This window comes from Streptomyces sp. NPDC055078 (genome assembly GCF_053607985.1).
The window spans coordinates 1-11,551 of record NZ_JBSGUP010000228.1; the positions used below are offsets into that span (position 1 = coordinate 1).

Here is an 11,551-nt window from a genome sequence, read left to right on the forward strand (position 1 = left end):
GGCCAGTTGTGGTGCCAGATCATGGTGGCACCGTGGTCGATGAGCCACAGATCGCCGTGCCACACCAGCAGGTTGGGGTTGCGCCAGGACCGGTCGACGTTGTTGATCAGCGCGTCGAACCAGATGACCCGGCCCGCCTCCGCCGGGTCCACCTCGTAGGCGAGCGGGTCGAAGCCGATCGACCCGGGCAGGAAGTCCATGCCGAGGTTGAGCCCGCCGCTCGCCTTCAGCAGCTCCTGGACCTCCTGGTCCGGTTCGCCCAGTCCGATGACCGGGTCGAGCTGCATCGTGACCAGCTCGGGTACGCGCAGCCCGAGCCGACGGCCGAGCCTGCCACAGATGATCTCGGCGACCAGGGTCTTGCGCCCCTGTCCCGCTCCGGTGAACTTCATGACATACGTGCCGAGATCGTCCGCCTCGACGATGCCCGGGAGCGAGCCGCCCTCACGCAGAGGCGTGACGTAGCGGGTCGCGACGACTTCGGTCAGCATTTCGCCAGGCTATACGGCGCGACTCCCTGCGAATCCGCAGGCCGGGTCACATATACGGCCGGGCGGGCCGCCATGGTCACCGGCCGGCCGGTGACCGTCGGGCGTTCGCCCACGGGTTCGTCGCCGTCATCGTGCTCACACCCCCACCGGGGAGCCCGCTACGGCATCCGCCGCCGGGGTCTGTGGAACCACTCGTCCAGCGGTTGGTTCAGGACGCGCCGTCAAGGACCTCCCGCAGGCGATGCGCGAACTCGTCCGGCTTCCCCGGATATCCGAACTCTCCGTCGAGGAACCCGCCGTGATGGCTCGGGAACACGGTCATCCGCTGCCCGAGCAGTTCGGCGGTCGCGGCCGAGGTGCGTCCGGTCTGCACGTCCCGGGACTCCTCGCCCACAGCGATCACGACGCGGGTCGGCGCGGCTGCGATCGCCTCGACGTCGGGCCGGTAGCCGCTGACCGCCCATGATCGGTCGGACAACAGCGGATCGTCACGCGAGCCGTCGTCCTCCGTGGGCATCCCGAACGCGGCGGGATCGGCCTCCGGCTGTGCGAAGTACGCGTCGGTGAACTCTCCCTCCCACGAGGTCATCGCCACGAACGCGGCCATCCCGGCCCCCCACCCCCGCTTCTCGTACGCCTCCCGGACTCCGGCCCGCGCCCGCACGGCCGCCGGGCCGTCCGGCGTGAGGGTGATGAGCGGCGGCTCGTGCGCGACCAGGGTGGTCACGTCGGCCGGATACTTCGCCACGACCGCGAGCGCGGTGATCGCTCCGCCACTGCTCGCGAACATCTCGACCGGCCCGGACCCGAGCGCCTCGATGACCGCGTGCACGTCGTCGGCCTGGGTCCCCGGCGTGTGGTCGACCCGCCCGTCCTTACGGGTGCTGCGACCGAGCCCGCGCGGGTCGTAGGTGGCAACCGTCCGCTCGGGAAAGCGCGCCGCGAGCGCGACGAAACCCGTCGCATCCATGGGCTGCCCGATCATGAGCAACGGCGGGCGTCCGTCCGCGGTCGGCAGCGGCCCGCGAACGTCATAAACAAGATCCGCGCCGGCTGTCTCAAGTGTGTGAGTCTCCATACCCCTGCAGACCCGCCCCGCCCCGGAAACTCATCGGCACGGCGGCGGCGCCGCTCCGCAATAGGCCGCGCAGTGGGCCCCGCAGTGGGCCACGCCCCACCCTGGATCGCGCGCGCCCGCCCCGTATCGGCAGGGCTCTCGCGAGATCCGGTGCCGGGGCGGCGAGCCATGCTCTCGCCGCGGGGGCCCAGTGGACCGGGGAACGATCCCTCAGCGGGCTCCGCCCCCCACCCGCACCAGCCCCAACTCATAGGCCACGATCACCGCCTGCGCCCGGTCCCGCAGCCCCAGCTTCGCGAACAGCCGGTTGATGGGTCTTCACGGTGTGATCCGTGATCGTCAGCCGGCTCGCGATCTCCGTATTGGACAGCCCCCGAGCAATCAGGGTGAGCACCTCCGCCTCTCGCGCTGTGAGTTCCCCCGCGCAGTGAACCGGCAGGCGCGACGCCCGCGCATGCACGAACTCGCCGATCACCCGTTTGGTGATCTCGGGCGAGAGCAGCGCGTTCCCGGCCACCACCACGCGCACCGCGTGCAGCAGCTCGGGAAAGGTGGCGTCCTTGAGCAGAAAGCCGCCCGCCCCGGCCGCGAGCGCGTCGTACACGTACTCGTCGAGTCCGAAGGTCGTCAGCAGCGGCATCGAGACGGGCGAGGTGTCCGGCGAGCGTCTGGCCCTGCCGACCCGCCGGCGGTTCACAGCGACGGAGTCATGCGCCCGCGGAAGGGGACGGGGGCCTGCGCAGCAGCCACTGCCCGAACGTCCGCCGCGGGGGCCGTACCACCACGCGGCCGTGGGCCTTCTGACCGACCAGTTCCACGCGCAGGGTGACCGGTGTATCAGGAGGCGTCGGAGCCGGACGGTGCGTGATCCTGCAGTGCACCAGCAGCAGACCGTCGGTGTCGACCACGATGCCCGGCCCCGTGACCAGCGTCAGGGTCTTCCCCGTCATACCCACATCGATCCGCAGGGTGTCGTGCGTGATCACCGCGTCGGTGAAGTCGAGCGTCACCTCGCAGTACGTCACGGCGAGTTCCAGCCTCCGCGGTACCACCCAGCGCCCCACGCGCTCGACCGCGCCGCTGTGGACCTGTTCGATCCGGACCACGTCCTTGACCTCGGCTACCGTCATGCCGCCCGCGGCCGATACGGGCGGCAGGTCAGCGGTGAGCACGGTCAGTTCGCTCACGGTCCGCGCCGACAGGGCGGCCTCCAGCCGCTCGTCCAGCTCATCCGCGGTCAACAGGCCGTCCCCCGCCGCGATACGCAGCACATCGACCACCCGGTCCCGGTCCGCATGAGAGGCCCGCAGCCCGGGCGGCGAGCCGGAGCCGGAGTGCTTCCCGGTGGGCGAGATCTCTCCCGGCATGCTTCCGTCCGTCCTGACTCTGTCGAACGTCTTCACGCGACGCGGGCAGCGGCGCGGATAGAAGACTAACGCTATATCGCGACACGGGTCCCGGCTGGGCCGAGGAGTCCGCTTACGGCGGACCGGCGGGCTCGTCGGAAGAGGCGGACCGGCAGGGCTGATCCGCGAAGGCGGACCGGCAGGCTCATCGGAAGAGGCGGACCGGCGGGGCTGATCGGCAGGGCTGAAACCGCTTGCCAGAACCCATGGGCGGATGCCAACGATGCCCCATGGATGATGGCATCAAGGCCCCTGACTTCCCCCGCCAGTTCGCCCGCACCCGGCGTTTCGCGCTCGGAGTACCCCAGCAGATCACCGTCTCGCCGGACGGCACCCGGGTGCTGTTCGTCCGGGGCACCGCGGGTGACGACCCGGTGAGCAGGCTGTGGCTGTACGAGTCGGGGCGCGAGCGCCCGCTCGCCGACCCGGCGGCGCTCGGCGACGACCCGGCCGGGGTACCGGAGGCGGAGTCGGTACGCCGGGAGCGCGCCCGGGAGACCTCGTCCGGGGTGGTGGCGTATGCGACGGACCGCGCGGCACGGCTGGTGGTGTTCGCGCTGGGCGGCGCGCTGTGGACGGTGCGGACGGACGGCGGCCGGCCCCGGCGGATCCGGGCCGGGGGCCCGGTGGTCGACCCGCGTCTGTCACCGGACGGCACCTGGATCGCGTATGTCAGCGGCGGTGCGCTGCGGGTCGTACGGACCGACGGAAGCGGTGACCGGGCGGTCGCGGAGCCCGAGAGCGAGGAGGTGACCTATGGGCTGAGCGACCATGTGTCGGCCGAGTCGGTCGGGCGGACGCGCGGCCACTGGTGGTCGCCGGACGGGGACGCGCTGCTGGTCGCGCGGGTGGACAACACGGCGGTGCGGCGCTGGTACATCGGTGACCCGGCCGATCCGGCCAAGCCGCCGCGGTCGGTTCCGTATCCGGTCGCGGGGACGGCCAACGCGGAGGTGTCGCTGCATATCGTGCGGCTGGACGGGGCGCGGGTGCGGGTGGCACTTCCGGCCGCCGCACCCGGCGACGGGCATCCGCCGGGCGACTGGACAGACACCGCCTTCGAGTACGTGGCGGAGACCGGCTGGGACGGGATCGGCCCGTTCGCCCAGGTGCAGACCCGCGACCAGCGCACGGTGCAACTGCTGGGCATCGACCCGGACACGGGAGCCACCGGGGTACTGGCCGTCCGGCACGACCCGGCGTGGGTGGCACTGGTGCCGGGCGCTCCCGGCCGGACGGCATCCGGCACGCCCGTCACGGTCTTCGTCGCCGACGACGAGCTGACCGGGCTGCGGATCGGGGATGCCCGCTCCCCCGCCGGGCTGCATGTCCGGGAGGTCACGGGGATCGCCGGTGAGCGGGTGTACTTCGCCGCCGGTACGGACCCCACCGAGGTCCACGCCTGGTCCTACGACCCCGCCGGCGGTTTCGTGCGGCTCAGCGCGGGCCCCGGCGTCCACCACGCGGACGCGGGCGGCGACACCGTCGTCCTGACCAGCTGGACCGAGTCGGGGCGGACGGTGACCGTCCTCGACGGCGGTGACGGCGGTGTGCCGGCCGGGCGGATCGCGGTCCTCGCGGAGGAGCCGTCGGTGCGGCCCGCGCCGGAGTTCCTCACGCTCGGCGAGCGCGAACTGCGCGGCCAGCTCTTTCTGCCGTCGTGGTACGAGCCGGGCACGGGCGCTCTGCCGGTGCTGGTCAACCCGTACTCGGGACCCGGTATCCAGCTGGTGGTGCGGGCGCACGGCTGGTGGACGGCGGTCTCCCAGTGGTTCGCCGAGCAGGGTTTCGCGGTGCTCGTCACGGACGGCCGAGGCACCTCCGGCCGGGGCCGCGCCTGGGAGAAGTCCATTCACGGCGACCGGCTGACCGTATCGCTGGAGGACCAGATCGACGCGCTGCACCGGGCCGCGGAGCACTGCCCCGGTCTCGACCTCGGCCGGGTGGCGATCCGCGGCTGGTCCTACGGCGGCTATCTGGCGGCCGGTGCGGTGCTGCACCGTCCCGAGGTCTTCCACGCCGCCGTCGCGGGAGCCGCGCCGACCGACCGGCGGTTGTACGACACCCACTGGGAGGAGCGGTTCCTCGGCCATCCCGAGGTGTTCCCGGAGGCGTACCGGCGCAGTTCCCTCGTCCCGTACGCCCATCTGCTCTCCCGTCCGCTGCTGCTGGTGCACGGGGTCGCCGACGACAATGTGTACTTCGCGCATACGCTCCGGCTGTCCGCCGCGCTGCTCGCGGCGGGCCGTACGCACCGGGTGCTGCCGCTGTCGGGCGCGAGCCATCTGGTCACCCGGCAGGACCAGGCGAGCAATCTGCTGCTCGCCGAAGTCGCCTTCCTCAAAGAGTCCTTGAAGCTTTGAGGATCTGAACGATCCGTCGTGCGGGCGCGTACCTCATCACGAAGGAACCGGCCGGATCGACGGCCGGAAAGGGACCGTGAGCAGCGTCGAAATGAAGGAGCGGGCATGACCGGATCGCAGGGACCGTCCCGGACCGTCGGGCGTCGGACCGTCGTCGCCGCGGTGGGCGGGGCCGGTCTCGCCGTCGCGCTCACCGCGTGCGGAGGCTCGGACGGCGGCGGCGCGGACGCCCCCGGCGGGGGCGGACAGTCGGGCGGTGGCGGCGGGGCGGGCACGGAACTCGCCAAGGTCGCGGACATTCCGGAGGGCGGTGGCAAGGTCGTCGGCGATGTGGTGATCACCCAGCCGACGGCGGGCGAGTTCAAGGCGTTCTCGTCCAAGTGCACCCACCAGGGCTGTGCGGTCAGGGGCGTCGAGAACAATGTCATCACCTGCCCCTGCCACAACAGCCTGTTCGACGCGAGCGACGGCAGTGTGAAGGGCGGCCCCGCCCCCGCGCCCCTGCCGACCGCTTCGATCAAGGTCGAGGGGGACGCGATCAAGCTGGCGTAGGACGGCGGTGCCGCCGCGTCGCGCCGCGTGGCCGGTCGGTGTGGCCGGTCGGTACCGGACGGCGGGCCGTGCACGGGCGCGAGGGTCATGGGGCCGGGCGGCCCCGCCCCTTGACCTTTGCCGCTCGCCCTTTGCCCAGTGCCCTTCACCCGTCGCCCGTCGCCCCTCGCCCCTCGCCCTGAACTCTCAGCCCTGCGTGCCCGCCGCCATGCGCAGTGCGCCGACCGCCGCCCGGATCCAGGGCCTGCGGTCGGCGTCGGTACGCCACACCGCGTACACATGCCGCTGCATACGCTGCCGTACGGGGACGAAGGCGACCCCGCCCGGCGCCGTGCCGCGCCCCAGGCGTGGGGTGACACAGACACCGAGCCCGGCGGCGATCAGGGCAAGCTGGGTATGGTGCTCCGCCGCCAGATGGGAGATCCTCGGCTCGATCCCCTTGGACCGCAGGGTGAACATCAGCCACTCATGGCAGAACTCGCCCGCCGGCCAGGACACCCACTCGTCGTCGGCGAACTCCTCCAGATCCACTTCGGCGCGGCCCGCCAGGGCGTGCCCGGCGGGCATCGCGATATCGGGCGCGTCGTCGAGCAGATGTGCCTGGGCGAGACCGCCGGGGACGGGCAGCCGTTTGTTGCTCCAGTCGAGGACCACGGCGACATCGAGATCGCCCCTGATGACCCCCTGGATGCCCTGCTCCGGCTCCAGCTCCCGCGAGTGGACGCGCAGCTCCGGGTGGTCGGCGCGCAGCAGGGAGATCACCTCGGGGAAGAGCCCCCGGGCGGCGGTGGGGAAGGCCGCGATCCTGACCTCGCCGACGACCTGGCCGCGCTGGGCCTCGATATCGGACTGTGCCAGCTCGACCTGCGACAGGATGCGGGCCGCGTGGTCCGCGAGCAGCCGGCCGGCATCGGTGAGCCGGACCCCGCGCCCGTTCTTCGCCAGCAGTTGCTGGCCGATCTCGCGCTCCAGCTTCGCCAACTGCTGGGAGACCGCCGAGGTCGTGACATGCAGCCCTTCGGCCGCGCCGCTGACCGAGCCATGGCGGGCGAGGGCATCCAGGGTCCGCAGCCGCTCCAGGTTCAACATATAAGCAATGCTAAACGAACAGCTCAACAAATTCTCGCTTGTCCTACAATGTTCAAGGCGCGAGTGTGGGTGTCATGACCACCGCCGTGAGCGCTTCCGCCGGTTCCGCCCGCCGCCCCCGGCTCGACTGGCGCGTCCGCTTCGCGGTTCTCTCGGCGGTGTGGGGCTTCAGCTTTCTGCTCATCAAGGTCGGCACCGAGGGATTCGCCCCCTTTCAGGTCACCTTCGGCCGGCTGTTCTTCGGTACGGCGGTACTGGCGGTCGCGCTGGCGGTGCGGCGGGAACGGCTGCCGCGCGGGCCGCGCACCTGGGGGCATCTGGCGGTGGCCGCCCTGCTGCTGAACTCCGTGCCGTTCTCGCTCTTCGCCTACGCGGAGCTGACAATCCCCTCGACGCTTGCGGGCATCTGCAACGCCACCTCGCCGCTGTGGGGCATGGCCCTGTCCCTGGTCGCGCTCTCCGAGGACCGGCCCACCCGGCGCCGGGTGGCGGGGCTCGGCCTCGGCTTCCTCGGGGTGCTGACCGTGCTCGGCGCCTGGCAGGGCTTCTCCGGACTCGACTTCGGCGGTACGGCGATGGCGCTGCTGGCCTCGCTGAGCTATCCGATCGGCTGGATCTACGTCCGCCGTACGCTGGCGGGCACCGGGAACTCCCATCTGTCCCTGACCGGCGCCCAGTTGCTGATCGCCACGGTCCAGCTCGCCGTCGTCACCCCGCTGTTCACCGCGGTCCCCACCTCGTTCCCGGTCGCGCCGCTGCTCGCCGTGGTGGCGCTGGGCTCCCTGGGGACCGGGTTCGCCCTGCTGCTCCAGTACGGCCTGGTGGACGAGGTCGGCCCGACGACAGGGCAGATGGTCACGTACTTCATCCCGGTCATCGCCACGGCGGCCGGAGTGGCACTCCTCGGCGAGCGGCTGAGCTGGAACACCCCGGTGGGAGCGCTGATCGTGCTGGCGGGAGCGGCCCTCACCCAGAGCCGGACGAGATCCCACCGCCCTGACCCTGCCTCTGCCCCGGCCACGGCACCGGCACCGGCACCGGCCCCTGCCCCTGCCCGTGATCACGCACCGGGTCGGGAGGACCGTACGAACCCGGAAAGGGAAACCAGCCCGTCCGGTCACCCGTAACTGCGGGCAGGCCCCGACCCCATCGCGGCCGCCACCGCGTCGGCGACCGCCCCGATGTCGTCCATCACCAGACCGGAGACGGTGATCCGCACCCCGGGCGGCGCGGCCAGGCGGAACCATGCGCCGGGGGCGACCGCCCACCCCGCGTGCAGCAGCCGGGCCACCACCCCGGTCTCGTCGGGCACCGGCACCCACACATTCATCCCGCTGCGTCCGAACGCCTCGACGCCCCGCTCGGCCAGCGCCCGTACGAGCGCGTCGCGCCGCTGCCCGTACGACCCCGCCACCACCCGGGGATCGACCGCGCCCGACTCCCACAGCTGAACGACGGCACGCTGTAGCAGCCTGCTGACCCAGCCCGGCCCCAGGCGCTGGCGTCCGGCCACCCGGTCGACGGTGACGGCGTCCCCGGTCAGCAGCGCGACCCGCAGATCGGGCCCGTACGCCTTGGCCGTGGAGCGGACGAACGCCCAGTGGGAGGTGACCCCGCCGAGGGGGTGCAGGGGCTGGTCGACGATGCCGTGGCCGTGGTCGTCCTCAATGAGCAGGGCCCGGGGGAAGCGGGCGAGCACCGAGCGCAGCCGGCGTGCGCGGTCCGCGCTCACCACCGCCCCGGTGGGGTTCTGCGCGCGGTCGGTGACGATCAGGGCCCCGGCCCCCGCCGCGAGGGCCCGTTCCACGGTCTCGGGGAGGGGACCGTCGTCGTCCACGGGCACCGGTACGGGCCGCAGTCCGAGCGCCGGGATCAGATCGAGCAGGCCGCCCCAGCCGGGGTCCTCGACGGCGACCATGTCACCGGGGCGCAGATGCGCGGCGAGGACGCGTTCGATCGCGTCGAGGGAACCGGAGGTGACGGCGACCGGCCCGCCGGGCACCCCGTCGGCGTCGAGCGCCGCGCGCGCGAGCCGGGCGAAGTCCTCGTCGACGGGCGCCTGTCCGTACAGCCCCGGCCGCTCCTCGTTGCGCGCCGCCGCGGCGGCGAACGCGTCGGCGAGCGCGGGCAGCAGGGCGGTGTCGGGGTTCCCCGCGCTGACGTCCCGTACGCCGGGCGGGGCCTCGATCCGGCTGGACCCGCGCGAGGTACTGGCGGGCCTCGGCCGCACCCGGCTCCCCCGCCGGCCCGCCGTCTCGATCACCGCGCGTTCACGCAGAGTGCGGTACGCGGCGGCGACGGTGTTCGGATTGACGCCGAGACGGGTCGCCAACTCCCGCATGGGCGGCAGCAGTTGCCCCGGCGCCAGCTCGCCGGAACCGACGCCGCGCTCGATGGAGGCGGCGATCTCCGATGCGCGCGCCCCAGTGATCCGATACTCTACTAGCACAAAATAGATTATGCACTAGTACAACGGAGGGCGCAATGAGCGCGACGCCGGACGCCGATGAGCCGCCGAACCCCTGCGAACCGCCGAACGCCTGCGAACGACCCGACGCCTATGAACCACCCGACATCTACGAACCGCCGGACTCCTACGAGCCGACCGGACGCACCGTCCCCACCCGCTCCCGGGAGCGCGCCTCGTACGACCGCGCGCTGGTCCACTCGCTCCTCGACGCGGCGTACGTCTGTCATCTCGGCTTTCTGCGGGACGGCGCTCCGGTGGTGCTCCCTACGCTGTACGCGCGGGTCGACGACCATGTCTATGTCCACGGCTCGACCGGTTCCCGCCCGCTGCGCATGGCGGGCGAGGCGGACCCGGGCCTCGCCGTGTGCCTGACGGTGACGCATGTCGACGGCCTGGTCCTGGCGCGCTCGGCCTTCCACCATTCGATCAACTACCGCTCGGTCATGATCCATGGCGTCGCCCACCCGGTGACGGACCCCGCGGAGAAGCGCGAGGCCCTGGACACCCTGGTCGACGCGGTGGTCCCGGGCCGTTCCCGGGACTCCCGCCCGGCGAACGCCAAGGAACTGGCGGCCACGGCGGTCCTGCGGCTGGAGCTGGACGAGGTCTCCGCCAAGATCCGCACCGGCCCGCCGAACGACGAACCGGAGGACGCCCTGCTGCCGCACTGGACCGGTGTGGTCCCGCTGACCACGTCGTACGGCCCCGCGGTCCCGGCATCGGATCTGGCGCCGTCGATCGCCGTACCGGACTACATCACGATGCTCTGAACGACGTGGGGCGATCCGGGAGCGCGCCCGGACCGCCCAACGCGGGAGCGCGCCCGGACCGCCCCCGCGCCGGCGGTGTCAGCCCCCGTCGAGCACCCGGCCCGGCCCGCGCCTTCCCACCCGGGTCTCCGCCCAGGCCAGCGCCCCCACCGCGGCCAGCAGCAGCAGCGTCCCCAGCACCGTGGCCGCCGTCAGCCGCTCGTCCAGCAGCGTCACGGCGATCACCGCCGCGCTCACCGGCTCCAGCAGCATGATCACCGAGACGGTCGCGGCCCGGACGGCAGCCGCCCCCGCGAAGTAGAGGACGTACGCGAACGCCGTGGGCACCGCGGCCACATACACCAGCAGCCAGAGCACCCGGGCCGGGTCCTCGGTGTGCGGCAGCAGCCCCTCCGCCAGCGCCACCGGCAACAGCCCCAGCGCGCCGACCCCGAACGCCCAGGCGGTCGTGGCCAGCGAGTCCCCGCCACCGTCGCGCCCCAGCCACCGCGCCAGCAGGGTGATCGCCGCGTACCCGGACGCGGAGAGCAGCGCGAGCGCGACCCCGGCCGGCCGTACGGTGCCTCCCTCGCCGCCGAGCACCAGCACCACGAGTCCGGCAAGTGCCCCGGCGACGGCCATGACACCACCGCGCCCGAGCCGCTCCCCCATGGTCAGACGTGCCCCCACCGCGATGAGGACCGGTCCCGCCCCGAGCGTGACGACCGTCGCGACGGCGAGACCGGTGGCCTGTACGGCGGCGAAGTACGCGCTCTGGAAGACGGTGAGCCCGATCCCCGTACCGAGGATGCGGATCAGTCGCCGCCGCCGCGGCTCCACGGCGGTGGTGCCGGTACGCACCCGGCGGGCCCGGTACGCCAGCGCGCCCAGCAGCAGCACCAGCCCCCCGAGACAGCGCCAGAAGGACAGCGAGAGCGGGCCGAGGTCGCTCACCTCGAAGACCAGCGAGGCGGCGGCGCCCGCGGTCCCCCAGGCGATCCCGGCGAAGGCGAGATAGAGCAGGCTCCGCCCGACGGGCGTGGCCGCGGCCACCCGCGCGGACGCGGCGGTGGCAGGAGCGGAGGAGGTTTTCGACACGTGACGTCTCCGGAGGAAGAACGGGTGGGTGGTCGCACTGCTCGGTCACACGGGCAGCCGCAGACCGCTCGGGGACACCCCGAGCCCGGTCTTCGTCAGGAACCGCCCGCGCTAGGCGGCGGGCGGCGGAAGTACGGTCGAATGCATGATCGGCACCCTACGTTCCGGTATGCCCGGCGGACAACTCCCCCTCGGCGACCCCGCCATCGGCGGGCCGGTCACCGGCCCCGCCCGCCAGGGGCTCACCGGCCACCC

Annotated in this window: 10 protein-coding genes and 1 pseudogene; 4 read left to right on the forward strand and 7 right to left on the reverse strand. The window is 72.7% G+C overall.

The window, feature by feature from the left end; translation table 11 throughout:
• From ACWF94_RS20020 to ACWF94_RS20035, 4 genes and pseudogenes are all read right to left on the reverse strand, one after another.
• Positions 1–491: HipA family kinase (locus ACWF94_RS20020; protein WP_453489793.1), on the reverse strand; the 491-nt coding region annotated here is incomplete at its 3' end.
• A 208-nt stretch (positions 492–699) separates the two neighbouring features.
• The gene (locus ACWF94_RS20025; protein ID WP_453489796.1) at positions 700–1,569 is read right to left on the reverse strand and encodes an alpha/beta fold hydrolase; all 870 of its coding nucleotides are present in this window, start codon (positions 1,567–1,569) and stop codon (positions 700–702) included.
• A gap of 210 nt (positions 1,570–1,779) precedes the next feature.
• A pseudogene (locus tag ACWF94_RS20030) lies at positions 1,780–2,203 on the reverse strand (LuxR C-terminal-related transcriptional regulator); the annotation flags it as partial.
• 73 nt (positions 2,204–2,276) lie between these two features.
• Entirely contained in the window at positions 2,277–2,936 is a 660-nt protein-coding gene (locus tag ACWF94_RS20035; protein ID WP_453489799.1) for a DUF1707 SHOCT-like domain-containing protein, read from the reverse strand.
• Between the two features lie 269 nt (positions 2,937–3,205).
• Between ACWF94_RS20035 and ACWF94_RS20040 the strand changes: the two genes are divergently transcribed.
• Positions 3,206–5,338 carry a prolyl oligopeptidase family serine peptidase gene (locus tag ACWF94_RS20040; RefSeq protein WP_453489802.1) on the forward strand — a complete coding sequence of 711 codons (2,133 nt, stop codon included), beginning with the start codon at positions 3,206–3,208 and terminating at the stop codon, positions 5,336–5,338.
• Between the two features lie 105 nt (positions 5,339–5,443).
• A complete protein-coding gene (locus tag ACWF94_RS20045; RefSeq protein WP_453489805.1) occupies positions 5,444–5,890 on the forward strand; it encodes a Rieske (2Fe-2S) protein in 447 nt (148 codons plus the stop codon).
• A gap of 186 nt (positions 5,891–6,076) precedes the next feature.
• Here ACWF94_RS20045 and ACWF94_RS20050 read toward each other — a convergent pair whose 3' ends face one another.
• The gene (locus ACWF94_RS20050; protein WP_453489808.1) at positions 6,077–6,979 is read right to left on the reverse strand and encodes a LysR substrate-binding domain-containing protein; all 903 of its coding nucleotides are present in this window, start codon (positions 6,977–6,979) and stop codon (positions 6,077–6,079) included.
• A gap of 74 nt (positions 6,980–7,053) precedes the next feature.
• Between ACWF94_RS20050 and ACWF94_RS20055 the strand changes: the two genes are divergently transcribed.
• Positions 7,054–8,106, forward strand: a complete 1,053-nt coding sequence (locus ACWF94_RS20055; RefSeq protein WP_453489811.1) for a DMT family transporter — start codon at positions 7,054–7,056, stop codon at positions 8,104–8,106.
• Here the strand turns inward: ACWF94_RS20055 and ACWF94_RS20060 are convergent.
• A complete protein-coding gene (locus tag ACWF94_RS20060) occupies positions 8,097–9,428 on the reverse strand; it encodes an aminotransferase class I/II-fold pyridoxal phosphate-dependent enzyme (RefSeq protein ID WP_453489814.1) in 1,332 nt (443 codons plus the stop codon). The two genes, ACWF94_RS20055 and ACWF94_RS20060, sit on opposite strands and share 10 nt — an antisense overlap.
• A gap of 35 nt (positions 9,429–9,463) precedes the next feature.
• Between ACWF94_RS20060 and ACWF94_RS20065 the strand changes: the two genes are divergently transcribed.
• The gene (locus ACWF94_RS20065; protein WP_453489817.1) at positions 9,464–10,219 is read left to right on the forward strand and encodes a pyridoxamine 5'-phosphate oxidase family protein; all 756 of its coding nucleotides are present in this window, start codon (positions 9,464–9,466) and stop codon (positions 10,217–10,219) included.
• A gap of 78 nt (positions 10,220–10,297) precedes the next feature.
• Here the strand turns inward: ACWF94_RS20065 and ACWF94_RS20070 are convergent, their stop codons facing one another.
• Positions 10,298–11,296 carry a DMT family transporter gene (locus ACWF94_RS20070; protein ID WP_453489820.1) on the reverse strand — a complete coding sequence of 333 codons (999 nt, stop codon included), beginning with the start codon at positions 11,294–11,296 and terminating at the stop codon, positions 10,298–10,300.
• Between the last annotated feature and the right edge of the window lie 255 nt (positions 11,297–11,551).

Bases quoted from the DNA above. Each gene is read 5' to 3' on its own strand.
- ACWF94_RS20065 (WP_453489817.1), top strand. From the start codon at position 9,464: ATGAGCGCGACGCCGGACGCCGATGAGCCGCCGAACCCCTGCGAACCG.
- ACWF94_RS20045 (WP_453489805.1), top strand. From the start codon at position 5,444: ATGACCGGATCGCAGGGACCGTCCCGGACCGTCGGGCGTCGGACCGTC.
- ACWF94_RS20035 (WP_453489799.1), bottom strand. From the start codon at position 2,936: ATGCCGGGAGAGATCTCGCCCACCGGGAAGCACTCCGGCTCCGGCTCG.
- ACWF94_RS20025 (WP_453489796.1), bottom strand. From the start codon at position 1,569: ATGGAGACTCACACACTTGAGACAGCCGGCGCGGATCTTGTTTATGAC.
- ACWF94_RS20055 (WP_453489811.1), top strand. From the start codon at position 7,054: ATGACCACCGCCGTGAGCGCTTCCGCCGGTTCCGCCCGCCGCCCCCGG.
- ACWF94_RS20050 (WP_453489808.1), bottom strand. From the start codon at position 6,979: ATGTTGAACCTGGAGCGGCTGCGGACCCTGGATGCCCTCGCCCGCCAT.
- ACWF94_RS20040 (WP_453489802.1), top strand. From the start codon at position 3,206: ATGGATGATGGCATCAAGGCCCCTGACTTCCCCCGCCAGTTCGCCCGC.